Below are 20,597 nucleotides of genomic sequence, written 5' to 3'. Positions count from 1 at the left end.
GGTCACGCACTGCCACTGTTCTATGGATCTCCTGGCGTCGCTCCCATCCCCTGTGGACGGCGTGATCAGCGGACGGTTCCCAGTTGCAGGGCAGGGAGCTCGCGACCGCTGCGCAGATCGTGGATCTCGGCGATCAGTCCCGCATCCGCGTCGATGCTGATGCGCAGGCGCAGGCAGTCCTGGCCCGTTTCCCCCGGTGGATCCAGGGGCAGCACCGCAGGGTTGCCGGGCCATGGCTGGTGCCGGACCTCCCCGGCGTCGCTGCTGCGCAGGGTGGGAATCCCCTCCACGAAGACCACGTCATGACGCCCTTCGGTCTGGGGCTCGGCCAGCACCAGTTCCAGCTGCTCCTGGCCGCTGCGGCTGGCCGCCATCACCAGTTCCAGGGGCTCTGGACTGGGCCAGGGCTGACCGGCCACGAACAGGGGGTGCCAGCGGTGCGCCCCACTGCGTTGATCCCAGGTCCGCATGGACACGCCGTGTTGCAGAACATCCCGCACCTGCACCCCCGGGGTGAGCTGCAGGGCTCCGAGGGCGACCGCCTCCACCGGTGGCGGGGTGAGCAGCGGAGCCGGGGCCGTGTGTTCCTGCAGCCAGCGGCGCAGCCAGGGCAGCTGTGCACCGCCGCCCACGGCCACCACCCCCTGCAGATCCTCCAGATCGCAGCCGTTGCGGCGCCCTCCGGTCAGGGCCTCCTCCAGCAGCCGCTCCAAGGCGTCGTCCATCCCCCGCTCTTCCAGCAGCCTGTCGAGCTGCCGCCTTGAGAGCTGCAGGCTCTGTTCATCAGCGGGCTCCTGCAGGTCCTGATCCAGGCCGAGATCCGGATCGCTCAGGCGGCATTTCAGCCGCTCGGCGGCATTCAGCAGGGTTGTGGTCGGCGCGGATGAAGGGCAGCAGGCGGCCACGATCCAGCGGTCGATGTCCCGGCCGCCCAGGCGCAGGCCCGCCTTGCCCAGCACCCTGGCGGTGCGGAGTTTCTGGCGGCTGCGATCCCCGAGGCTGCGGCCGTGGAGCCGCAGCAGCTGGGCGATCGGGGCAGCCCGGCCTTCGCCCCCTTCCAGTGACACCAGCGCCAGGTCGAGGGTGCTGCCGCCGAGATCCACCACCAGCAATCGCGATCCGGCCGGCAGGCCCGCCCCGAGGGCCGCTGCCGTCGGCTCATCCACCAGGGCGATCTCCTGCACAGGCAGGGCTGCGCAGGCCTGCAGCAGCCAGTTTCGGTACGGCTGGTAGGTCTCCACCGGAGCGGTGAGCACCAGGCGTTGAATCGTCAGGGTCGGGGGCAGGCGGTCCCAGATCTGCAACAGCAGCTGTTCCCCGGCCCGTTCGGCTGCGCCCGGAACCGCTCCGGCGCCGATGCCGCGTTTGAAATCACGGGCCAGCTCCGGCCCCGTGCTGTCCGCCAGGCCAGCCTCCAGCACCTGCCGGCCGATCAGGGGCGTGGGCTCACCCGCCCACACCAGGCTGGGCACCTCACCGGGGCGAAGGCTGATGGGTGGCAGGTCCAGCAGCTGCGGGCGTGGGTCGTCCTGACGCTGGATGGCCACCACGGTCGTGGTGCTCCCCAGATCGATGGCCAGGGTCGCGAGGGTTGAATTCTGAAGCTTTTCTTCTCCCACGCAGGCGAGAGCCGTGCTGATGGGCACGTTGAAGTGAGAACGAGATTACGGGGATCGGGTCAGATGGACCGTCTGCAGCAGCTGATCTTCTCCTTTTATCGCGAAGATCCCCGTGTGGAGGAGCTGCTGGAACCTTTGCGGGACTGTCGCATGCGTCGCAGCTGGGGCAGCATCCGGATCGAGTGTCTTGACATGGCCCATCTGGAGGAGGTGAGTGATCTGCTGACCTACCTGCGGTTGCCGTTGGCTGCCCTCGGGCTGGGACGACAGATCGTGCTCAGGGTTCCCGGTTCCCGTCAGCGCAGTTACCCGATGCACGTTCCGTTCACCAGCGATCAGCTGGCTTGAGATCAACCTTTAAAATCATTCATTAACGCGTGGATCAGCTGTGATTTCTGCAGGAGTGGATTCCCAGGACCTCGCCAAGCGGGGAGAAAGCCTGATCCGTCAGTCCAGCAACCGCTATCTGACCACCGTTCGGATCGCTTTCCGGGCCAAGCAACGCCGTTTCGATGACTTCGACGGGCTGCTGGAGGAATCGAGCGTGAAGCCTGTGCAGCGCGCCATTGTCGAGCTCAGCGACGAGCAGGATCAGCCCGACCTGCTGCCTGGCTGAGGCGATGGTTCAGCAGGAGGGACCCGGCTGGCGACTGGCCAGGGATCCCTCCCGGGGCACCTACCCGGTGCTCATCGGAGGAGAGGGGTGGGCGATCGAGCTCACCGAATCGGAGTGGCGGGATCTGGGGAATCTCGTGTCGGATCTGGAGCGTCAGCATCGCGAGCTGGTGGACCAACTGATGGAGCAGGAGGCCATCGAGCTGGAGCTCGAACGCGGCGTCTGGTGGGGCTGCCTGAGTGGTGATCGCCACAGCTGGGCGCTGACCGTGCTGCTGTCACCGCTACAGAACCGCGGGGCGGAAGGCCATTGGCCCGCGCCGGCGGCCGCGGCGATGGTCGCGGCCATGAGAACCCTGTTGGACACCATGGCTTGATCAGCGGGGCTTATGGAAAACGCTTCCATTGATTGCTCCACGGCCTCAGCGCACGCTCTGCACAGGTTTTCCACAGGGTTTGCCGCGAAAGCGGCTCGCTCCCTTGAAGCTGTGGAAAGTGGTGATGTCCTGCGGCTTCCTCTTGACGCGCGGCCCTGGGGCCTGAGTTGCCGCCTGGTCGCCTGAGTTCCCTGTGCAGGAGTGCGGTCAGAGCTGGAGTCTCATGGGGAGATCGGTTGGACTGGTGTTGTCTGGGACACCCTTGACGCGCTCTCCGAGTTGTGGAGAAGTAGTGGACGTTCCGGAGAGGGGTGATGCAGACAACGCTCGATTCAGTTCAGGTGAGCAGCGAAAGCGTGGTGAGTTTTCAGTCGGAACTGCCGCTGCCCCTGCAGCAGGCGATGCTCCACTTCATCGAGCAGCACCCCAACTGGGACCAGTACCGCCTGGTGCAGGCCGCGCTCGCCGGCTTTCTTGTGCAGAACGGTGTCGATTCCCGCGAGATCACCCGCGTCTACGTCGGCAACATGTTCCGCCGGGCATCGCTGCTGCCGGGCGTCTGAGCCCTGCAGCAGGCCATCAGGACGAGCGCGCTCAAGGGCAGGGTGATCAGCAGCCCGACACTGGCCACCAGCAGACCCAGCAGATTCAACCCCCCGAGCAGGCCGAGCAGAGCCAGCACCTTGAGCCAGTTGCTGCGGACCAGTTGAAGGCTCTGATCCATGGCCTGCAGGGCCCGGCAACGGCGGTGCACCAGCAGCGGCAGGGCCAGCACCTGGCTGAACAACCAGCTCAGCAGCAGCAGGCCACCTCCGATCACCACCAGTCCGGCCAGGGTCGTGCTGATCCGCCCCATCACCCAGCTGAGGCTCTGAATCAGGGCGATGCCTCCCAGAGGCAGCAGGATCTCCATCAGCAGCAGTGCCAGGGACTGCCGCAGCAGAAAGCTGCGGCGACCCGCTGGACGCTGCGGTTGCTGGGGGGGCAGCAGGGTATCGGCCAGCTGCAGCAGCCCCAGCAGGGGCAGCAGCGGCAGCAGCAGGCTGAGCACCACGGCGAGATCACCCAGCTGTGCCAGCCCCAGTCGTCTCAGGTCCTCGCCGATCACCGCCAGGCCGGCGCCGCTGAGCAGCACCAGGGAAGCCAGGCCGACGCAGCGCCACGGTGCTCGGCCGAAGGCGACCCAGGCCCGGGGCAGGGCCCGCAGCAGTGGCAGCTCAGTGGAAGGGGCCAAGCCGCTCCAGCAGGTCGTGGGCCGTCTCCTCCGGCACCGGCAGGATGGACAACCGATTGCCGCGTCGGATCACCGGCAGCTGATCGACGTCGTAGAGCTCCCGCAGCTGATCGAGACTGAGCATGGTCTCGAAGGCGCCGAGAAAGCGCAGCCGGGCGCAATCCCAGCGCGGAGCGTCCGGACTGGACTTGGCGTCGTAGTACTTGGCGGCGGGGTCGAACTGGGTGGGGTCCACCAGAGCTGTTTCGGTCACCTCCATCAGCCCCACGATTCCCGGCGGCTTGCAATTGGAGTGATAGAAGAAGGCCCTGTCACCAGCCGTCATGGTGCGCATGAAGTTGCGCGCCTGGTAATTGCGGATGCCATCCCAGAGGGTGGTGCCCTCCCGGCGCAGGTCGTCGATGCCGTAGGCATCGGGCTCGCTCTTCATCAGCCAGTACGCCACGACAACCGCGTCGGTGTCGACATCATCGGATCGAGAGGGGGGACCTGCTGAATTTCTGGTCGATCCGGCTCAGTTCACCCCGGTGGATGCCTGAATCAGGTGGCGGAAATGGTCGCCGCGCGCTTCGAAATCGGTGTATTGATCAAAGCTGGCGCAGGCCGGGGAGAGCAGCAGGCTGGCGGCTTTCAGGCGGCAGCCCTCCGCCAGGGCGAGCGGAACGGCCTCGGGCAGGTCGCTGCACCGGTGCACCACACCGGGGAATCCACTGGCGTTGATCAGCTCGTGCAGCTCCTCGGCTCCGGCTCCGAACAGCACCACGGCGCAGGCTCTCCGCTTCAACTGCTCCAGCCAGCCCGCGGCTTCGCCCCGCTTGGTCTCGCCCCCCGCCAGCACCACCACCGGCGCCGTCATCGCCCGCAGGCCCACCTCCGCTGCGTCGTAGTTGGTGGCCTTGCTGTCGTTGAACACGCTCAGGCCGTTCACGGTTCCCAGCAGTTCGAGGCGATGGGGCACACCGGGGAACCGGCGCAGTGCAGCCTCGATCTCGGCGGCAGGGAGGCCGATGCGCCGGGCGGCCGCCGTGACCATCAGCAGGTTCTGGCGGTTGTGCAGCCCCGGCATGGCCAGTGCTGTGGCGGGGAAGAGCGGTCCGTCTGGAGCGCGAACCTGATCCTCGGCATCGATCCAGAGATCGGCGTCCTGTCCATCGGGACGGGGCCCTGCGGCGCTCACCCAGATCCCCCGCTGCTGCCAGCTGTCGCGCTGCTGGCGCAGGTCGGGGTCATCGGCGTTGAAGATCGCCAGTTCGGAGCGCTCCAGCAGGCCGCGCTTGATCGCCCGGTAGGCGTCGAGGGTGCCGTGGCGTTCGAGATGGTCCGGTGTGAGCGTCGTCCAGAGACCGATCCGGGGGGCCAGGTCCGGTGTCGCTTCAATCTGATAACTGCTGAGTTCCATCACCATCCAGTCCGGCTCCGGCCCGGATGCCTGCTTGAGCTGCAGGGCCATCTCGGCGGCGGAGACCCCCATGTTTCCGCCCATGGGGGCGCGCAGCCCGGCGCACTCGAGCACGTGGCTGAGCAGATGGGTGACGGTGGTCTTCCCGTTGGTGCCGGTGATGCCCACCCAGGGCAGGTGGCGCAGGGCCTGCCAGGCCAGGTCCATCTCACCGCGCACCCGGATGCCCTGCGAGCGCAGGTTGTGGAGGGTGGGGTGATCCCAGGCGATGCCGGGGCCGATCACCACCGTGTCGAAACGTCCGTGCCAGGGCTGGAAGCTCTCCGGCTTCAGCGGCAGCCCCAGAGTCACCTCGATTCCCTGCTGACGCAGCGGTGCAGCCCGCTCCTGATCCTGCGGGGTGTTTCCCCGCTCCATCACGCTGACGGGAATGCCGTTGTGGTGCAGAAGACGAGCCGCACCGATGCCAGAGCGTCCCAGCCCCACAACGATCGTGCGATCCATCAAAAACGTTTCCCTGACTGGGGAGTGGGCGATACTGGATTTGAACCAGTGACTCCTACAATGTCAATGTAGTGCTCTACCCCTGAGCTAATCGCCCGCAGCTGATCAACAATTCGTCCCTGTTCGGATCGACGTTTGATCGAGTTAGGAGAGTAGCAGTCGGTCCGCAGTCCTCAGCTCAGGTGCGCTTCAGTTCAACGCGCCAGCGCTCCCGTTTGGTGAGCGTCAGGGAGAGCACCTCGACCATGCCGCGGTCCTGAAGCTGCAGCCGGTCCCCCACCACCAGCTCACGGCTGGCGAGTCGGATGGGCTGCCAGTTGTGCCGCAACCGGCCGGCCTTGATCTGACTGATCACCTTCGAGCGGGAGATGCCAAAACCGGCGGAGGCGATGGCGTCGAGGCGACAGGAGGCCTCCACGCTGCTGAGCGTCCGGGGCGCCCGGATGGCCGGCAGTTGCAACTGCTCCAGCGGACGCCGCTCGCACCGGATCGGCACGTCCCGCACCTGGCCGTGGCCAGCATCCAGCAGCTCGGCGCAGGGGGGTGTGCACAGCCCCTGTCCACCGCGGTCACCGCGCACCCAGAGGTCCCCCAGTCCCTCCGCCGGTGCGCCCATCGCCTGCAGGGCCTGACGCAGATCGGCGGGGCTGAGGGGGTCGAACAGGAAGTTGCCCTCGATCAGCAGCCCCTCGATCGGCAACGGCTCGTCCGGAGCGGCATCGCGGCGGTGACAGAGCAGTCGGCAGCGCTCGGCGCCGGCATGGCCGCCCTGGCGCTCCCACTGCAGTTCACTCAGGTGGCCGAGCCGTTCGAGCGCCTCCTCCTGCAGCGGGGCGGAGAGAAATCCACTCCACCGGGGTTGCCAGGTGCGCAGCACCTCCTCGGCCAGGTCGAGCAGAGGCTCGAGCCCCTCCGGGTCCTGACTTCCCTCAAGCAGTTGGTCGCGCGGCAGCGTCACAGTTCGCTCAGGCGCACCACCTGCAGCGGCCGGCAGCGCTGCACCGTCTGCCAGGGCAGATCGATGCCGGTCGGTGTCTCCAGCAGCAGCAGCCAGCGACCTTCCTCGCGGCGGTTGCGCAGGATCCGAACGCCGTCCTCGTTCTCGGAGTTGACGCTGGCGGCGGCCGCATAGCTGCCCATCAGGCCGGATCCCATGCCCAGCAGCCCGCCGATCAGGGTCTCGCCCCAGGGACCGAAGCTGGCGAACGTGGTCAGGTTGGTGATCTTGGTGAAGGTCACCCCCGCCAGGAATCCGAAGGGCATCAGCCAGCGGGCCATCGCCTTCTGCCGCCGCTGCCGCGTGAGGTTGGGACTGAGCAGTTCGACCCGGTCGATGCTGTCCCCCTCGGGCGGGATGGTGATGCTCCTGCTCAGACGGAGCTGCGGGTCGTTCAGCTGCTCGGTCAGCTGATCCGCCGCAGCCTGATCGGCCAGCACCACCACACAGATCGCCATCCCCTCACACCGGAAAGCTGAATTCTGAACCCTGTCCTTTGAACGACTGGGGGTGTGGGTGCTGATCACTACAGTTCGGCGCGGCTGTTCAGCGCCCTTTCATGACGAAAGTTCTGGTTTCCGATCCCATTGACAAGGCCGGGATCGACATTCTCAGTCAGGTGGCGCAGGTGGATGAGCGCCCCGGCATGTCGGCCGAGGACTTGAAGGCCTGCATCGGCGACTACGACGCTCTGATGATCCGTTCGGGCACGCAGGTGACGGCCGACGTCATCGCCGCGGCGTCCAGGCTCAAGATCATCGGCCGTGCCGGCGTCGGTGTCGACAACGTCGATGTGCCCGCGGCCACCCAGCGGGGAGTCCTGGTGGTGAATTCGCCGGAGGGCAACACCATCGCGGCCGCGGAGCATGCCCTGGCGATGATGCTTTCGCTGTCCCGGCATGTGCCCCAGGCCCATGCGGGCATGCGGGCCGGCAAGTGGGACCGCAAGAAATACGTCGGCAACGAGCTCTACAAGAAGACGCTCGGTGTGGTGGGTCTGGGCAAGATCGGTTCCCACGTGGCCCGCGTCGCCAGGGCCATGGGCATGGAGGTGATCGCCTACGACCCCTTCATCGCCGCCGACCGCGCCCAGCAGATGCAGGTGCGGCTCACCGATCTGGATGAGCTGTTCCGCACAGCGGATTACGTGACCCTGCACATTCCGCGCACCAAGGACACCGAGAACCTGGTGAATGCGGAGCTGTTGCGCACGATGAAACCGACGGCCCGCATCGTGAACTGCGCCCGCGGCGGCGTTGTCGATGAGTCGGCCATCTCCGAGGCCATTCAGAACGGTGTGATCGCCGGCGCCGGCCTGGATGTGTATGCCAGCGAGCCCCTGGCGGAGGATTCGCCGCTGCGGGCGGTGGAACGCGGCCTGGTGCTGACGCCCCACCTCGGTGCATCCACGGAGGAGGCCCAGGAGAACGTGGCGGTGGATGTCGCCGAGCAGATCCGGGATGTGCTGCTGGGGCTGCCGGCTCGCAGCGCCGTCAACATTCCCGGCCTGAGTGCCGAGATCATGGAGCGGCTCAAGCCCCACCTGCAGTTGGCGGAAACCGTCGGCCGGCTCGTCAGTCAGCTGTCAGGCGGTCAGGTGCAGGAGCTGGAGCTCCGGCTCCAGGGTGAATTCGCCAGCCATCCCTCGCAGCCCTTGCTGATCGCATCCCTGAAGGGACTGCTGGGAGCGGTGCTGGGGGACAGCATCAATTTCGTGAATGCCTCCCTCGAAGCCAAGGCCCGTGGCATCCGCGTGCTGGAGGTGAAGGACGAAGCCAGCCGCGATTTCGCCGGCGGCTCACTGCAGATCACCAGTCGTGGTGATCAGGGCAGCCGCAGCGTGACAGGAACCGTGTTCGCCGATGGAGATCTGCGGATCACCAGCATCGACGAATTCCCGGTGAACGTGACCCCAAGCAGCCACATGCTGTTCACGCGCCACCGGGACATGCCCGGCATCATCGGCCAGCTGGGATCGATGCTCGGCGAGCACAACGTGAACATCGCGGCGATGCAGGTGGGACGCAAGATCGTTCGCGGCGATGCGGTGATGGTGCTCAGCATCGATGACCCGATTCCTGCGACGCTGCTGCAGACGATCACGGCGATTGAGGGCATCCAGGAAGCCCATCCGGTGACGCTCTGATGTGGTGGCGTCTGTCGCTGCCCTGTCCTGCGGAACTCGAGGAATCGCTGCTCTGGAAGCTGGATGATCTCGGGCTTCATCGCCATGCGGTGCAGCATGCTCCGGAGACTCCGGAGCAGCGCACGCTGCTGCTGTGGTTGCCGCAGCCGGAATGGCCGGAGACCGATCGCCACGAACTGCTGGCGAGCCTGGCGCCCCTGGCCCATCCCTTCGGCCTCAGCCTGCCGCAGGGACACTGGGATGAGGTCGACGACGAAGACTGGAGTCTGAGTTGGAAGCAGCACTGGCAGCCCGATCCCGTGGGCCGCGCTCTGCTGATCCTGCCGGCGTGGCTGGAGGTGCCGGACGAGCACCGTGAGCGTCTGGTGATCCGCATGGATCCGGGCAGCGCCTTCGGCACCGGTAGTCACCCCACCACCCGCCTCTGCCTGGAGGCCCTCGAGCAGCAGCCTCCCCAGGGTGCCTTGGTGGCAGATCTCGGCTGCGGCAGCGGTGTGCTCGGTCTGGCGGCCCTCCACCTCGGGGCGCAGCGGGTGGTGGCCGCCGACACCGACTCCCTGGCGGTGCGGGCCACGGCAGAGAACCGCGATCTGAACCAGCGCAGGCCGGAGCAGCTGGCGGTCGATCTCGGCTCGGTGGAGACCCTGCAGCAGTTGCTCGGCAGCCAGCGGGCCGATCTGCTGCTCTGCAACATCCTGGCGCCGGTGATCGAGGCACTGGCACCGGGGTTCGAGAGCCTGATCGCTCCCGGTGGCCGGGCCCTGCTCAGCGGCCTGCTGGTGGACCAGGCGCCACGGCTGACGGAAGTGCTGGCAGCGCTGGGATGGCAGGTCAGTGAAAGCGCCTCTCAGGGCCGCTGGGGGCTGCTGTGCATCCGCCGCCGGAGCCCGGAGACGCCATAAGCCTGGCTTATCTGTGTATGGCCTCCCATTGGACCTTGCCCCGCCGAGTGGTTCAAGCGGCTGCAAGAGGCTCCATTTGCAGTAAAAACGTCTGGTCCTGCAGGCTCGGATCTCCGGGGACCTGTACGCATTCACCAATCATGGCTTCCTACAAGGTCACCCTGGTCAGCGAGAGCGAAGGTCTGAACAAGACCATCGAAGTGCCCGATGACCAGTACATCCTCGATGCTGCTGAAGAGCAGGGCATCGACCTGCCCTATTCCTGCCGCGCCGGCGCCTGCTCCACCTGTGCCGGCAAGCTGACCGCCGGTACCGTCGATCAGTCCGACCAGAGCTTCCTGGACGACGACCAGATCGAAGCTGGTTTCGTGCTCACCTGCGTGGCTTACCCCACCTCCGATTGCACCATCAAGACCCACGCCGAGGAAGAGCTCTACTGAGCCCTTCACCTCCATCGGGATCCGATGGAAAACCACCCCCTTGGGGGTGGTTTTTTGTTGCCTGTCCGTCTTCCATGAGTCCATCGCAGAGCTGTCGACTTGAGCCGTTCTGAAGCCCAGGAGCTGCTGGCCTGCGGCAGTGTTCACACCAGTCCGGGAGGCCAGTACAGCTTCCGTGTGATCGGGCCCTGCTGCCGTCTGTTCGATCGCGAAGAACTGCCCTGGCCCTGCTGCCGCCTGGCGTGGCGCAGCAAGGAGCCGAGCTGGCGCCGCGTCGGCAGGCGTTTTGTCCCCGATCTGGCGGCCCGTCGCTGCCCCTCCTATGCCGTTGAGCTGCTTCAGCCGGGCTCGCGCCCCACGGCCACCGTTCTGACGCTGTTCTCCCAGACCTTCAGCCGCGAGCTGCAGGAGTGGTGGTACAGCCGTCTTCCCCGCTCGATGCAGGCGGACAACTGCACCCCTGCTGAGCCATCAAAAACCCCAGCGGCCTGAGGGCCACTGGGGTCAGCCGATCAGCTTGAACGCAGCCGGATCAGAAGTAGATCTTGCCGCCGCCCCAGGCAGTTCCCTGAACCTTGGGAGACACGAGGATGTAGCCGGCCATCAGGCGCAGATCCTCGTCGTCGAGGTCGCGCATGGCGGGGTACAGCTCGGCGCTGCGCATGCTGGGGTGCAGTTCCGAAATGCTGTATTCACCGTCGTAGGAGGTGGGGTCCTTCATGTAATCCACCAGCGCATCGACGTTGTCGCGGGCCGGGGTGGCCAGCGCGAGGGTCTCGGGATCGAGGCCGACGTTGTGGTTCGTCTTGGTGATGCCGCCGGCGTGGCAGGTGCCGCAGCTGGTGTTGAACACCTTGCGGCCGGCGTTGATCTCCTGCTCGCTGAAGGTCACCAGAGCTCCGTCGGGACTGCTGGGGACCGTGAGGGTTTCTGCATCCCAGCGGGCCGCTTCAGCGGGTGCCGCGACAAAAAGGCCGATCAGCACCGGCACCAGGATCAGCAGTCCGCTGAGGGACCGTCGGAGAGAGGAGAAAGGAGAGGCCATGAAGGATGCCGGGGACTGACGGATTCACCGCACCAAGCCCTTGTATCACGGGGGAGAGTCGCTCCGTGGCGGAATCACGAACTGTTGCAGCGGGGCTTCACGTCCAGGGTCATGAAATCCTTGGCGACCAGGGTCTCCGGGAAGATCGCCCTCGCCTCCGCCAGCAGGTCGTCCGGTGTGACCGGATTGCCATGGGCGTAGCGGGGACTCAGGTGGGTCAGCACCAGCTGGCCGACCCCAGCCTCCGCCGCGGTCTGGGCGGCCATCGTGCTGGTGGAGTGCTGTTTCTGAAAGGCCATCTCCGCTTCGGCGTGGGCGAAGGTCGATTCATGGATCAGCAGATCGGCGCCGCGGGCCAGCTCCACGGCGGCCTCACAGAAGACGGTGTCGGTGCAGTACACAACGCTCACCCCAGGGCGGTCCGGGCCGCAGAGGCTGGTGCCGTCCATCACCCGACCGTCCTCGAGGGTGACGGTCTCACCCCGTTTGAGCCGCGCGTAGACCGGGCCGGGAGGAATCTCCAGGGCACGGGCCCGTTCGATGTCGAAACGGCCGGCGAGTGGCTTCTGCTCGACCCGGTAGGCATAGGCCGGCACCCGGTGGGTGAGCGGTGTGCAGCGCACCGTCAGGGCGTCGTCTTCGAACACGAGGGTTCCCTGCTCAGCCGCCGGGCGCACCCGGTGAATCTGGAGCGGATAGCCGATGCGGGTGGAGCTGCTGCTGAGGGCCCCCTGAAGAAAGGTCTCCAGGGGATCGGGGCCGTAGAGGTCGACTCCCTCGTTGCAGCTGCCCGACAGCCCGAGGCTGGCCAGCAGGCCAGGCAGGCCGAACACGTGATCCCCATGCATGTGGGTGATGAACACCCGGCGCAGCTGGGAGAGCCGCAGGTCACTGCGCAGGAACTGGTGCTGGGTGCCCTCACCGCAGTCGAACAGCCACATTTCAGCCCGCTGAGGCAGCCGCAGCGCAACCGCTGAAACGTTGCGGGCCCTCGTGGGGACGCCGGAACTCGTACCGAGAAAGGTGACCTGCAAGGCCGCTGATCCTCAGTTGACATGCTGCCATCTGGCAGCGCCGGGGTGATCGGGGCACACTGGGCTGCCTCTGAATCGATCCGTGCGTTCCGCTCCAGTCTTCGGCGCCGCCGCCCTGTTAGGCCTTGCCGGACTGTCGCTGCTGCATCCGCCGGTGGCCGTGCCGCGGATGATGGAGCCGCGCATGCGGGTGCTGCTGCATGAAGGTCCGCGCCTGCTTCTGCGGGCTGATGGCGAGCAGTTGCTGCGGGTGCGTGGTCTGCCTGGTGGTGAGGGGAGCTGGAGGCGTCTGGAGGTGAGCCTGCGCGGGGGGCGCCTGCTGGTCGACTGTGATGGCGACGAGCGCTGGCTGGGTGCTGCTGCCGTGTTGTCGGTGATGAACGATGACCCGCGTGGCATCTGGCTCGGTCAGCGTCGCTACCGGGGCGAACTTCGCATCAGTGGCCGCGGCGGCACCCTGCGGGCGGTGAACGAGCTTGGGATCGAGACCTATCTGGCGAGTGTGGTGGGCAGCGAGATGCCCCATGCATGGCCCCTGGCCGCTTTGCAGGCCCAGGCGGTGGCGGCTCGGACCTATGCCTTGAAGCAGCGCAGCCGCGGCGGTGGCTGGGATGTGAAGGCCACCGTGGCCAGCCAGGTCTACAGCGGGGTGGAGGCGGAGACCGCCAGCACCCGTGAAGCGGTGGCCAGCACCCGTTCCCTGGTGCTCGTGCACGGCGGCAAGCTGATCGATGCGGTGTTCCACAGCAGTTCCGGCGGCGTCACGGAAGCCAGCGGCATGGTGTGGCGAAACCAGCTGCCCTATCTGGTGAGTGTTCCCGATCACGACCAGCACAGCCCTGTCCACCGCTGGCAGGAACGCTTCGATCCGATGATGCTGCGCCGCACCTGGCCGGAGACCGGCGGCCTGGATGGCGTGGAGGTGCTCAGTCGCAGCCGCAGCGGCCGGGTGCGTCAGGCCCGGGTGCGTGGCCCCCGCGGCACGTTGATGCTCACCGGGAACGAGCTGCGCCGACGCCTCGGCCTCAAGAGCACGCTGGTGAACTTCGAGATGGTCGCTGCCAGCAGTCGTCCGGCTCCTGTTTCGCTGCCGGCGGTCGCCAGCCCCGATGCAGAGTCGGGTTCCGGTCGCTCCCGCATCGATCGGATCACCGCCAGCGTCGCTCGTCAGCCGACGGGGTTACGCCCACGAGAGTCACACCCACAAGAGTCACGTCCACAGCCGAGGCGGCAGCTGAGGGCCTCGACTCCGGACCTGCTCGGCGCCGCCGCCCGCTCCCGTCCTGCTGCGGCCGGCCGCCAGTTGCTGGTGCGCGGTCAGGGCTTCGGGCACGGCGTGGGGATGAGTCAGTGGGGAGCCCATGGCCTGGCGGAGCAGGGTGCGGATTTCCGCGCGATCCTCGGGCACTACTACCGGGGGGCTGATGTGGTGCCCTTCCAGCCGTATCACGATCCCGCCATGGCGCAGCTGGTGCCATCAGCGCCACTCTGGAGAGGTTGAGCCAGGCCCCCAGGCGTGTCGGGATTCCCCCATCAGCTGGAGCAGCGCTCCACCGCGGAAGCCCTGTGTGACGCTCTGGCGGAACGGCTCGAGGATCAGCTGCGGGCACGGCGCTGCGGCGATCGCCCTCTGGGCCTGGCCACTGGACGCACCATGGAGCCGCTGTACGCCGCCCTGGTGCGGCGTCTGCACGGTTGGCGCACGGACGAGCTGGCCGCTCTGAAGGCCTGCTGGAGCAGTTTCAACCTGGATGAGTACCGAGGCCTGGCGGCCTCGGATCCGCGCAGCTACCGCCGCTTCATGGCCGAACAGCTCGGGGGGCCGCTGCAGATCCCGGATGCCGCCTTACGGCTGCCGGATGGCTCCGCCGCCGATGGCGATGGAGCCGCTGCCGCCTACGGCGCCGCACTGGCTCGCTGCGGTGGCATCGGCGTGCAGCTTCTGGGGCTGGGCAGCAACGGTCATGTGGGGTTCAACGAACCCCCCTGCGAAGCGGATCTGCCCTGTCGGGTGGTGTCTCTCTCCAGCGCCACCCGACAGCAGAACGCCGGGATGTTCGGCGGGGATCCCGCAGCGGTGCCGTCGTCGGCGATCACCCTGGGGTTGCGGGAGATCCTCGCCGCCGAGGAGATCCATCTGGTGGTCACCGGAGCCGCGAAGGCGGCGATCCTGCGCCGGCTGCTGGCGGCGACACAGCCCGATCCGCAGCTGCCGGCCTCCTGGCTGCTGCGTCACTCGCGGGTCTGGCTGTGGGCTGATGCAGCAGCCCTGGCACCCCCCCTAGCTTGATCGGGCCGTTCAGACCTCGGCCTGACAGCCCTGACATGAGCATCGAACCGCTGGAGCCTCGCCTGGAGCAGAGTTTCGAGATGGAGCGGTTCAACCGCTTCATCCTTGACTGTCAGGACATCGAGCAGCTGCGGGAGGCCGCTCTGGCTCTCGTGCAGCAGCTGTCGCAGCAGAAAGCCGCCAACTCCTGGATGGCGAACCGGGCCTCGGAATCGGAAAACTCCAAGCTTGAGATGTTGGCGACGATGATCCGCCAGCGTCCGGCGGAGGAGTGATGATCCCCCATCTGAGCGATGTGAATCGGCGGCGGCGTCGGGAGATTGCAGAGATCAGCCCGTCTCTGTCATGAACGTCTCCACCTTTGCCATGTACCTCGACATCCTCGATCGGATGGAGGACCTGCTCCCGTGCCGGCAGGAGCGTCGCCTGAAGGCCGTGCTCAATGAGGCCAGGATTCACCTGCTCACGGTGGAACCGGAGGAGTTGCGAGCGATCTGGCAGGAGTTCCGCTGAGGCCCCTCAGCTGCTGCAGGGGCCGTTGGCGGTGATCTCGACTTCGTCGCCGATGGAGAGATTCTCCAGCAGCACCTTCAGATCCTTGTCGCTGACGTTGAGGCAGCCACCTGTGTCCTTGGTGCCGACACGGCGTTCGTCGTTGGTGCCATGAATGGCGAAGCTGTACCAGCGGAACTGACCGGCGTACTCGTTGAATTCGAAGGGCTGCGGCGTGGCCGGGACCGGCGCGAGACTGATGTAGCCGTTGCCGTATTCGCCGGTTTCACCATCGCCCTTGAAGTCGATGGCGCTCATGTTGCGGAACAGCGTGCTCTTGAGATTGTCCCGGGTGCGTCCGGATTGTTCGATCAGCTCCGGCTCCATCTCAAAGATGTCGTCGCTCAGCACGGCGTTGACGCGAAAGGTGCCGAGCGGCGTGACGCCCTCCTCAAAGCGCGATCCCTCACAGGCGATGCCGTATTTGCCGTAGCCGACGTGGAAGGCGTGGTTGAGACCGGCACCACTGAGAATCCCTGTGCTCTTCGCCGGGGCATTGACGTCGAGTTCGATCCGGACCCTGCTGATCGGATCCGCCTGTTCCGGAGGGGAGGAGGGCTCGGACTGGCATCCGGCCAGGCTCAGCAGCGCTGCGGCCAGCGCGATCGTGCGCGATGCACCCATGACGGCGACGACATTGCGCGCATCATGCCGCTCCCGCACCGATCTGCTCAGGGATCTCCCCGAGATTGCAGCTGACGCTGCGCACGTCGTCCAGACCATCGAGGGCATCGAGCAGCTTCAGACACTGACCTGCGGTGTCGACATCAGCCATGTCGATGCTGGTGCTCGCATGCCAGCTGTGGCCCCAATCGCGCACGGTCCAGCCCTGCTGCCGCAGGCCATCCTGCAGGGCTTCGAGCACCGTGAAGGGGCCGTGCACCACAACACCGTCGTCGATCAGGTCGTAGCCGTCGGCGTCGAGCTCCAGCAGGCTCTCCAGCAGAGCTTCCTCGACGTCGCCATCGGCGCTGATCGTCACCTCGCTGCGGTGTTCGAACAGGTAGGCAACACAGCCGCTTTCCCCGAGGTTGCCGCCGTTCTTGCTGAAGGCCAGGCGCAGATCCGCCGCTGTTCGGTTGCGGTTGTCGGTGAGGGCTTCCACCAGCACCGCGACACCGCCGGGCCCGTAGCCCTCGTAGCGGACCTCCGCCAACTGGGCCGCCTCAGCACCCTGCCCCGAGCCCTTGGCGATCGCCCGCTCGATGTTGGAGGCCGGCACCCCGGCCGTCTTGGCTTTGCTGATCGCCGTGCGCAGCTGGAAATTTCCGGCCGGATCCGCCCCGTCCCGCGCCGCCACCATGATCTCCCGCCCAAGCCGGGTGAACACGGCGCCGCGTTTGGCATCCACCACGGCCTTGGTGCGCTTGATCTGTGACCATTTGCTGTGGCCGGCCATCGCTGCAGAGCAGGAGCGTTCGCTGGTTGCGCAGGGTACTCAGGGCTTCGGCACGTTTCTAGCCGGCAGCGCCGAAGACCACCTTCGGACGCAGCTGCTCCCCCGGCTCCCGCAGGCCGATGCCGACGATCTCCCCGTCGGCGTCGCAGACCACGATGGACTCCTCCGGGCCGTCCGGCATGCACAGACGGCGGCCGCAGCGCCAGTCGGTCAGTTCCGCGTCGGTCAGATCGCGTCGGGGCAGATGGGCAAGCGCCTGCAGCGGTGAGAGAGGCGCAGGGGGGGCGTCGTCCGGCTCAGGCAGCGCCACGGCCTGCCGGTCATGGAAACCGAGTGCCTGGGTGCGGCGCAGCTGGGCGAGGCAGCCGCCGCAGCCCAGGGCCTCTCCCAGATCACGGGCCAGCGAACGGATGTAGGTGCCGGCGGAACAGTGCACCTCCAGCTCGAGTCGGCCGTTCGCCGGATCCCAGGCCAGCAGCGTCAGGCGATGGATCGTCACCGGACGTGCCGGCAGGTCCATCACCTCCCCTCGCCGGGCCCGGTTGTGGGCCCGTTCCCCGTCGACGTGCACCGCCGAGACCTGCGGGGGGCGTTGCCGGATCGCTCCGCGGAAGGGCGTCAGGGCCGCGTCCAGGGCCGCGATCGGCAGCTCCGGCCAGGCCGTCTGATGCAGCGGCTCGCCCTGCAGGTCATCGGTGTTGGTGGTGGTCCCCAGCTGGATCTGGCCGCGGTAGGTCTTGTCACCGGGCAGATACGGCAACAGGCGGGTGGCGGGTCCGAGGGCGATCGGCAGCACGCCGGTGACGGCGGGATCCAGGGTGCCGCCGTGGCCAATGCGTCGGAGGCCGTAGCAGCGGCGCAGGCGACCGACACAGGCATGGGAGGTGAGACCGGCCGGCTTGTCGATCACCACGAAGCCGAAGGGACCATCCACAGGGGCCATCCGAGCTGCAGGTCAGCGTGACTCCAGACTGTTGCATCCAGCCGGTGCGCCGCCCCCATGCCTCAGCTTCGTCGCAGCCGCGATGTGGACGTCAGCTCCTTTCTCCAGGACGCCCTGGCCGTGAAGGAGCATCTGAGCCGCTACCTGGATCTGTCGCTGGAGGTCGTGGAGCAGCGGCTGCCGCGCAGCACGGATGACCTGGCTGATCTGCATCCCGGGGCGTTTCGAGCCGAGGATGCGACGACGTTCTACGAGGACACGGTCGGCACCGGTCATCTGCTGGAACTGGCGGCCTGGCATCTCTCCAGTGCGGACTACATCGCCGACACCCTGCGGCTCCAGGGGATGGCGGCCAGGGGGCAGGTGCTGGATTTCGGAGGCGGCATCGGCACCCATGCGCTCTCAGCGGCTGCGTTGCCCCAGGTGGAGCATGTGTGGTTCGTGGATCTCAACCCCCACAACCAGGCCTTTGTGCAGCAGCGGGCCGAAGCGCTGGGGCTGGCGCACAAGCTCTCGGTGCACCGGGACCTCAGCGGCACCGGTGACGTGGCGTTCGACACGGTGGTCTGCCTCGACGTGCTGGAACATCTGCCGGATCCCTCAGCGCAGCTGCTGGAATTTCACGGGCGTATGGCACCCGACGCGATCGCCTTGCTGAACTGGTATTTCTTCAAGGGGAACAATGGTGAATACCCCTTCCACTTCGATGATCCGGAGCTGGTTGATCGCTTCTTCCGCACCCTCCAGGCTCAGTTCCTCGAGGTGTTCCATCCGCTGTTGATCACCGCCCGTCTGTACAGACCGGCTTGACACGACGAAGCCCCAGTCACCGGCTGGTGCTGGGGCTCTTCGATCCGGATATCCGCTCAGACAGCCGCGGTGATGTTGATGCGCTTGCGGTTGCGCAGGCCGCGGCGGATGCTTTCGAACTTCACCACACCGTCGGTCAGGGCGTACAGGGTGTCGTCCTTGCCGGTGCCGACATTCACGCCGGCCAGAACAGAGCTGCCGCGCTGACGGATCAGGATCGAACCGGCCGTGACGGTCTCGCCGCCGTAGGCCTTGACGCCGAGGCGTTTGGAGTTCGAGTCGCGACCGTTGCGGGTTGAACCTGTGCCTTTCTTATGTGCCATGGGGTGGGGAAGCGGTGTTGGGCGGGGGGTGTCGTTGGAGCGTCAGCTGATGGACTTGCCGCCCACGGAGATGGATTCAACCATCACCCGGGTGAGCTCCTGTCTGTGACCATTCTTGCTACGGGTTTTCTTCTTCGGACGCATCTTGTAGACGATCACCTTGGGGCCGCGGCGGTGGGCCATGACCTTCAGGGAGACACTGGCGTCCTTCACGTAGGGCGTCCCGAGGGTGGTGCCCTTGGCGTTCTTCACCAGCAGGACGTTGTCCAGGGTGATGGTCGCGTCCACATCGGCATGGATGCGGTCGAGGTCGTAGTAACGGTTGGCCTGCAGCCACACCTGAGTGCCCGACGCCTCGACGATCGCGTAGGCATCGGATGAGGAGGGAGCGACCTCGGCATCGGCGGATTCCGCCTTCACCTTGGAAGCAGCCTTCTTGGCGGTGGGTTCCGTCTGGATCTCAGGACGCTCTGCAGAAACCGGTGCTTCTTCAGAGGTGGTCGTCGCAGCTGCGTCGGCAGCAGGTTTGGTCTCGGCCATGGAGTGCAGGACGCGGTCAGGCTCGGCCGAAGCCGATTCGGCCTGAGCCGCAATCGAAAGACAAACAAAGATCCTCGTGCTTGGAGGTCCCCTCCGTCAAGATTCCGATGTTGAAATGATCCTGACGACGAATGGCCGGGCCGGCCCTCACCATCGCACTGCTTCTGAAGACCTCGGAACTGGTCGATGTCTGTCGGCAGTGGCTTCCCAGCAACCGTTACGAGTTGATGGTGCTGCCGATGGAGGGCGAGGCCGATCTGGTCTCCCGACTCGAGCAGCAACGGGAAGCGATTGATGCCGTGGTGGTGGAGCAGCAGCTGCTCGATCCCGATACCCGGGACCAGCTGATGAGCACGGGGCTGCTGTTCCCCGCCGTGGTGGTGGGTGAGTTGAAGGGGGGTGTGGATTACCACTCCGAGGAGCTGCATCTGGCCAGTGATCAGCTGGCGCAGCTCGGTTACAACATCGATGCCGCCATCTCCCGCTATCTGCGCCAGGCGCGGGTGGATGGCCGGCCCGATGAGGCGGCTTCACGGGCGGTGGGAACGCTGTCCCGTCGCCTGCAGGAGCGGCTCGGCTATCTGGGGGTCTTCTACAAGCGGGATCCTGCCCGCTTCCTCGGCAGCCTGCCGCCGGACGAACGGCATGAGCTGCTGGAGTCGCTGCAACGCACCTACCGGGATCTGCTGATCAGCTACTTCAGCGATCCGGCAGCCGCCAACCAGGCCTTGGAAAGCTTTGTGAACACCGCGTTCTTCATTGATCTGCCGATCACCCGCACGGTGGAGATCCACGTGGATCTGATTGATGAGTTCTGGAAACAGCTGCGGCTGGAAGGCCACAAGAACGACTTTCTACAGGATTACCGCCTTGCGCTTCTGGATGTGATGGCCCATCTCTGTGAGATGTATCGGCGCTCCATCCCGCCGGACATCCCTCTCAGCGGTACGGGATCCTCCCGCTTCCGTCGGGAGCCTGATCTCCCTGAGGCGCCGGAGGTGTCGACATGAGTCCCCGCAAGACCTACATCCTCAAGCTCTATGTCGCCGGCAACACGCCCAATTCGATGCGGGCGCTCAAGACGCTGCGCAACATCCTCGAAACGGAATTCCGCGGTGTCTATGCCCTGAAGGTGATTGATGTGCTGAAGAATCCGCAGCTGGCGGAGGAGGACAAGATCCTCGCCACACCAACGCTGTCGAAGATCCTGCCGCCACCGGTGCGTCGCATCATCGGTGACCTCTCCGACCGGGAGCGGGTTCTGATCGGACTCGATCTTCTGTACGACGAGCTCACCGACAACGCGCTCGGGTCCGGATTGATCGACACCGTCGATGAGAACGACGTCACATCCGGCGTGGATTCTTAAGCGAGATGGTGATCACTCGCCTTCGCCGGTTGGATCTCACTACGTTCTGTTCATAAGTC

Annotated in this window: 28 protein-coding genes and 1 tRNA gene; 15 read left to right on the top strand and 14 right to left on the bottom strand. The window is 66.3% G+C overall.

Annotation, left to right across the window (positions count from 1 at the left end; genetic code table 11):
* Nucleotides 1-65: 65 nt before the first annotated feature.
* Nucleotides 66-1,619, bottom strand: a complete 1,554-nt coding sequence (locus ACJ0G7_RS02535) for an Hsp70 family protein (RefSeq protein WP_407395109.1) — start codon at nt 1,617-1,619, stop codon at nt 66-68.
* A gap of 63 nt (nt 1,620-1,682) precedes the next feature.
* Here ACJ0G7_RS02535 and ACJ0G7_RS02530 point away from each other — a divergent pair, with 63 nt between their 5' ends.
* The 4 genes from ACJ0G7_RS02530 (at nt 1,683) to ACJ0G7_RS02515 (ending at nt 3,174) form a co-directional block, all read left to right on the top strand.
* Complete coding sequence (locus ACJ0G7_RS02530; protein WP_043692629.1) at nt 1,683-1,967, top strand: hypothetical protein; 285 nt, start codon at nt 1,683-1,685, stop codon at nt 1,965-1,967.
* A gap of 40 nt (nt 1,968-2,007) precedes the next feature.
* Nucleotides 2,008-2,235 carry a DNA-directed RNA polymerase subunit omega gene (locus ACJ0G7_RS02525; RefSeq protein ID WP_043692626.1) on the top strand — a complete coding sequence of 76 codons (228 nt, stop codon included), beginning with the start codon at nt 2,008-2,010 and terminating at the stop codon, nt 2,233-2,235.
* Nucleotides 2,236-2,239: 4 nt separating this feature from the next.
* Complete coding sequence (locus tag ACJ0G7_RS02520; protein WP_407395098.1) at nt 2,240-2,611, top strand: DUF1818 family protein; 372 nt, start codon at nt 2,240-2,242, stop codon at nt 2,609-2,611.
* A gap of 314 nt (nt 2,612-2,925) precedes the next feature.
* A complete protein-coding gene (locus ACJ0G7_RS02515; protein ID WP_043692619.1) occupies nt 2,926-3,174 on the top strand; it encodes a DUF2811 domain-containing protein in 249 nt (82 codons plus the stop codon).
* Here the strand turns inward: ACJ0G7_RS02515 and ACJ0G7_RS02510 are convergent.
* The 6 genes from ACJ0G7_RS02510 to ACJ0G7_RS02485 form a co-directional block, all read right to left on the bottom strand.
* Nucleotides 3,126-3,845 (bottom strand): hypothetical protein, encoded by a 720-nt coding sequence (locus tag ACJ0G7_RS02510; protein WP_407395096.1) that lies wholly within the window; start codon nt 3,843-3,845, stop codon nt 3,126-3,128. The genes ACJ0G7_RS02515 and ACJ0G7_RS02510 overlap by 49 nt on opposite strands.
* The gene (locus tag ACJ0G7_RS02505; protein WP_407395108.1) at nt 3,829-4,275 is read right to left on the bottom strand and encodes an EVE domain-containing protein; all 447 of its coding nucleotides are present in this window, start codon (nt 4,273-4,275) and stop codon (nt 3,829-3,831) included. Before ACJ0G7_RS02505 ends, ACJ0G7_RS02510 begins: the two co-directional genes overlap by 17 nt.
* Nucleotides 4,276-4,359: 84 nt before the next feature.
* Nucleotides 4,360-5,748 carry a UDP-N-acetylmuramoyl-L-alanine--D-glutamate ligase gene (gene murD / locus ACJ0G7_RS02500; RefSeq protein ID WP_407395094.1) on the bottom strand — a complete coding sequence of 463 codons (1,389 nt, stop codon included), beginning with the start codon at nt 5,746-5,748 and terminating at the stop codon, nt 4,360-4,362.
* A gap of 25 nt (nt 5,749-5,773) precedes the next feature.
* Nucleotides 5,774-5,845 (bottom strand) — tRNA-Val (locus tag ACJ0G7_RS02495).
* An 81-nt stretch (nt 5,846-5,926) separates the two neighbouring features.
* Entirely contained in the window at nt 5,927-6,706 is a 780-nt protein-coding gene (locus tag ACJ0G7_RS02490) for a photosystem II S4 domain protein (protein WP_043692608.1), read from the bottom strand.
* Nucleotides 6,703-7,203 carry a hypothetical protein gene (locus ACJ0G7_RS02485; protein WP_407395092.1) on the bottom strand — a complete coding sequence of 167 codons (501 nt, stop codon included), beginning with the start codon at nt 7,201-7,203 and terminating at the stop codon, nt 6,703-6,705. The genes ACJ0G7_RS02490 and ACJ0G7_RS02485 overlap by 4 nt, the downstream gene beginning before the upstream one ends.
* Nucleotides 7,204-7,304: 101 nt before the next feature.
* Here ACJ0G7_RS02485 and serA point away from each other — a divergent pair, with 101 nt between their 5' ends.
* The 4 genes from serA (at nt 7,305) to ACJ0G7_RS02465 (ending at nt 10,725) form a co-directional block, all read left to right on the top strand.
* Nucleotides 7,305-8,891, top strand: coding sequence for a phosphoglycerate dehydrogenase (gene serA, locus ACJ0G7_RS02480; RefSeq protein WP_407395090.1), 1,587 nt, complete (start codon nt 7,305-7,307; stop codon nt 8,889-8,891).
* Nucleotides 8,891-9,793, top strand: a complete 903-nt coding sequence (gene prmA / locus ACJ0G7_RS02475) for a 50S ribosomal protein L11 methyltransferase (RefSeq protein ID WP_407395088.1) — start codon at nt 8,891-8,893, stop codon at nt 9,791-9,793. Before serA ends, prmA begins: the two co-directional genes overlap by 1 nt.
* Before the next feature lie 140 nt (nt 9,794-9,933).
* Nucleotides 9,934-10,233: a ferredoxin gene (locus ACJ0G7_RS02470; protein ID WP_043692601.1), complete on the top strand. Its 300-nt coding sequence runs from the start codon at nt 9,934-9,936 to the stop codon at nt 10,231-10,233.
* A 99-nt stretch (nt 10,234-10,332) separates the two neighbouring features.
* Complete coding sequence (locus tag ACJ0G7_RS02465) at nt 10,333-10,725, top strand: hypothetical protein (protein ID WP_407395086.1); 393 nt, start codon at nt 10,333-10,335, stop codon at nt 10,723-10,725.
* 40 nt (nt 10,726-10,765) lie between these two features.
* On the opposite strand, the gene psbV is transcribed toward ACJ0G7_RS02465, so the two are convergent.
* Nucleotides 10,766-11,278 (bottom strand): photosystem II cytochrome c-550, encoded by a 513-nt coding sequence (psbV, locus tag ACJ0G7_RS02460; protein ID WP_043692594.1) that lies wholly within the window; start codon nt 11,276-11,278, stop codon nt 10,766-10,768.
* Nucleotides 11,279-11,352: 74 nt separating this feature from the next.
* On the bottom strand, nt 11,353-12,312 hold the full coding sequence (gene rnz / locus ACJ0G7_RS02455; RefSeq protein ID WP_407395084.1) for a ribonuclease Z: 960 nt from the start codon (nt 12,310-12,312) through the stop codon (nt 11,353-11,355).
* Between the two features lie 82 nt (nt 12,313-12,394).
* On the opposite strand from rnz, the gene ACJ0G7_RS02450 reads away from it, so the two are divergent.
* From ACJ0G7_RS02450 to ACJ0G7_RS02435, 4 genes are all read left to right on the top strand, one after another.
* Nucleotides 12,395-13,813 (top strand): SpoIID/LytB domain-containing protein, encoded by a 1,419-nt coding sequence (locus tag ACJ0G7_RS02450; RefSeq protein ID WP_407395082.1) that lies wholly within the window; start codon nt 12,395-12,397, stop codon nt 13,811-13,813.
* A 15-nt stretch (nt 13,814-13,828) separates the two neighbouring features.
* Entirely contained in the window at nt 13,829-14,602 is a 774-nt protein-coding gene (locus ACJ0G7_RS02445; protein ID WP_407395080.1) for a glucosamine-6-phosphate deaminase, read from the top strand.
* A 35-nt stretch (nt 14,603-14,637) separates the two neighbouring features.
* Nucleotides 14,638-14,877, top strand: a complete 240-nt coding sequence (locus ACJ0G7_RS02440) for a hypothetical protein (RefSeq protein WP_043692585.1) — start codon at nt 14,638-14,640, stop codon at nt 14,875-14,877.
* A gap of 70 nt (nt 14,878-14,947) precedes the next feature.
* Complete coding sequence (locus ACJ0G7_RS02435; protein ID WP_156957110.1) at nt 14,948-15,115, top strand: hypothetical protein; 168 nt, start codon at nt 14,948-14,950, stop codon at nt 15,113-15,115.
* A 6-nt stretch (nt 15,116-15,121) separates the two neighbouring features.
* Here the strand turns inward: ACJ0G7_RS02435 and ACJ0G7_RS02430 are convergent, their stop codons facing one another.
* From ACJ0G7_RS02430 to truB, 3 genes are read right to left on the bottom strand one after another with little or no spacing between them, the layout of a single operon-like run.
* Nucleotides 15,122-15,778 carry a L,D-transpeptidase family protein gene (locus ACJ0G7_RS02430; protein WP_043696887.1) on the bottom strand — a complete coding sequence of 219 codons (657 nt, stop codon included), beginning with the start codon at nt 15,776-15,778 and terminating at the stop codon, nt 15,122-15,124.
* Nucleotides 15,779-15,800: 22 nt separating this feature from the next.
* Nucleotides 15,801-16,553: a YebC/PmpR family DNA-binding transcriptional regulator gene (locus tag ACJ0G7_RS02425; RefSeq protein WP_043692582.1), complete on the bottom strand. Its 753-nt coding sequence runs from the start codon at nt 16,551-16,553 to the stop codon at nt 15,801-15,803.
* 58 nt (nt 16,554-16,611) lie between these two features.
* On the bottom strand, nt 16,612-17,496 hold the full coding sequence (truB, locus tag ACJ0G7_RS02420; protein WP_407395077.1) for a tRNA pseudouridine(55) synthase TruB: 885 nt from the start codon (nt 17,494-17,496) through the stop codon (nt 16,612-16,614).
* A gap of 57 nt (nt 17,497-17,553) precedes the next feature.
* On the opposite strand from truB, the gene ACJ0G7_RS02415 reads away from it, so the two are divergent.
* On the top strand, nt 17,554-18,306 hold the full coding sequence (locus ACJ0G7_RS02415; protein ID WP_043692579.1) for a bifunctional 2-polyprenyl-6-hydroxyphenol methylase/3-demethylubiquinol 3-O-methyltransferase UbiG: 753 nt from the start codon (nt 17,554-17,556) through the stop codon (nt 18,304-18,306).
* 56 nt (nt 18,307-18,362) lie between these two features.
* Here the strand turns inward: ACJ0G7_RS02415 and rpmA are convergent, their stop codons facing one another.
* Together rpmA and rplU are read right to left on the bottom strand one after the other, a co-directional pair.
* Nucleotides 18,363-18,629 (bottom strand): 50S ribosomal protein L27, encoded by a 267-nt coding sequence (gene rpmA, locus ACJ0G7_RS02410; protein ID WP_043692578.1) that lies wholly within the window; start codon nt 18,627-18,629, stop codon nt 18,363-18,365.
* 42 nt (nt 18,630-18,671) lie between these two features.
* Nucleotides 18,672-19,049: a 50S ribosomal protein L21 gene (gene rplU, locus ACJ0G7_RS02405; protein WP_043696884.1), complete on the bottom strand. Its 378-nt coding sequence runs from the start codon at nt 19,047-19,049 to the stop codon at nt 18,672-18,674.
* A gap of 251 nt (nt 19,050-19,300) precedes the next feature.
* Here rplU and ACJ0G7_RS02400 point away from each other — a divergent pair, with 251 nt between their 5' ends.
* Entirely contained in the window at nt 19,301-20,179 is an 879-nt protein-coding gene (locus tag ACJ0G7_RS02400) for a circadian clock protein KaiA (RefSeq protein WP_043692577.1), read from the top strand.
* Nucleotides 20,176-20,538 carry a circadian clock protein KaiB gene (gene kaiB, locus ACJ0G7_RS02395; RefSeq protein ID WP_043692576.1) on the top strand — a complete coding sequence of 121 codons (363 nt, stop codon included), beginning with the start codon at nt 20,176-20,178 and terminating at the stop codon, nt 20,536-20,538. Before ACJ0G7_RS02400 ends, kaiB begins: the two co-directional genes overlap by 4 nt.
* The last annotated feature ends 59 nt before the right edge of the window (nt 20,539-20,597 follow it).

It is taken from the genome of Parasynechococcus sp., from assembly GCF_045559935.1.
Lineage (GTDB): Bacteria > Cyanobacteriota > Cyanobacteriia > PCC-6307 > Cyanobiaceae > Parasynechococcus.
Note: the sequence above shows the minus strand (reverse complement) of the source record. Positions and strands in the feature narration are given on the sequence as shown.

What these genes read in the sequence shown, in the direction of transcription:
- ACJ0G7_RS02515 (WP_043692619.1), top strand. Translation starts at nt 2,926, where the DNA reads ATGCAGACAACGCTCGATTCAGTTCAGGTGAGCAGCGAAAGCGTGGTG.
- ACJ0G7_RS02415 (WP_043692579.1), top strand. Translation starts at nt 17,554, where the DNA reads ATGCCTCAGCTTCGTCGCAGCCGCGATGTGGACGTCAGCTCCTTTCTC.
- ACJ0G7_RS02530 (WP_043692629.1), top strand. Translation starts at nt 1,683, where the DNA reads ATGGACCGTCTGCAGCAGCTGATCTTCTCCTTTTATCGCGAAGATCCC.
- ACJ0G7_RS02505 (WP_407395108.1), bottom strand. Translation starts at nt 4,275, where the DNA reads ATGAAGAGCGAGCCCGATGCCTACGGCATCGACGACCTGCGCCGGGAG.
- ACJ0G7_RS02470 (WP_043692601.1), top strand. Translation starts at nt 9,934, where the DNA reads ATGGCTTCCTACAAGGTCACCCTGGTCAGCGAGAGCGAAGGTCTGAAC.
- kaiB (WP_043692576.1), top strand. Translation starts at nt 20,176, where the DNA reads ATGAGTCCCCGCAAGACCTACATCCTCAAGCTCTATGTCGCCGGCAAC.
- ACJ0G7_RS02435 (WP_156957110.1), top strand. Translation starts at nt 14,948, where the DNA reads ATGAACGTCTCCACCTTTGCCATGTACCTCGACATCCTCGATCGGATG.
- ACJ0G7_RS02520 (WP_407395098.1), top strand. Translation starts at nt 2,240, where the DNA reads ATGGTTCAGCAGGAGGGACCCGGCTGGCGACTGGCCAGGGATCCCTCC.
- ACJ0G7_RS02425 (WP_043692582.1), bottom strand. Translation starts at nt 16,553, where the DNA reads ATGGCCGGCCACAGCAAATGGTCACAGATCAAGCGCACCAAGGCCGTG.
- prmA (WP_407395088.1), top strand. Translation starts at nt 8,891, where the DNA reads ATGTGGTGGCGTCTGTCGCTGCCCTGTCCTGCGGAACTCGAGGAATCG.
- ACJ0G7_RS02430 (WP_043696887.1), bottom strand. Translation starts at nt 15,778, where the DNA reads ATGGGTGCATCGCGCACGATCGCGCTGGCCGCAGCGCTGCTGAGCCTG.
- ACJ0G7_RS02400 (WP_043692577.1), top strand. Translation starts at nt 19,301, where the DNA reads ATGGCCGGGCCGGCCCTCACCATCGCACTGCTTCTGAAGACCTCGGAA.
- truB (WP_407395077.1), bottom strand. Translation starts at nt 17,496, where the DNA reads ATGGCCCCTGTGGATGGTCCCTTCGGCTTCGTGGTGATCGACAAGCCG.
- ACJ0G7_RS02485 (WP_407395092.1), bottom strand. Translation starts at nt 7,203, where the DNA reads ATGGCGATCTGTGTGGTGGTGCTGGCCGATCAGGCTGCGGCGGATCAG.
- ACJ0G7_RS02440 (WP_043692585.1), top strand. Translation starts at nt 14,638, where the DNA reads ATGAGCATCGAACCGCTGGAGCCTCGCCTGGAGCAGAGTTTCGAGATG.
- serA (WP_407395090.1), top strand. Translation starts at nt 7,305, where the DNA reads ATGACGAAAGTTCTGGTTTCCGATCCCATTGACAAGGCCGGGATCGAC.
- murD (WP_407395094.1), bottom strand. Translation starts at nt 5,748, where the DNA reads ATGGATCGCACGATCGTTGTGGGGCTGGGACGCTCTGGCATCGGTGCG.
- psbV (WP_043692594.1), bottom strand. Translation starts at nt 11,278, where the DNA reads ATGGCCTCTCCTTTCTCCTCTCTCCGACGGTCCCTCAGCGGACTGCTG.
- rpmA (WP_043692578.1), bottom strand. Translation starts at nt 18,629, where the DNA reads ATGGCACATAAGAAAGGCACAGGTTCAACCCGCAACGGTCGCGACTCG.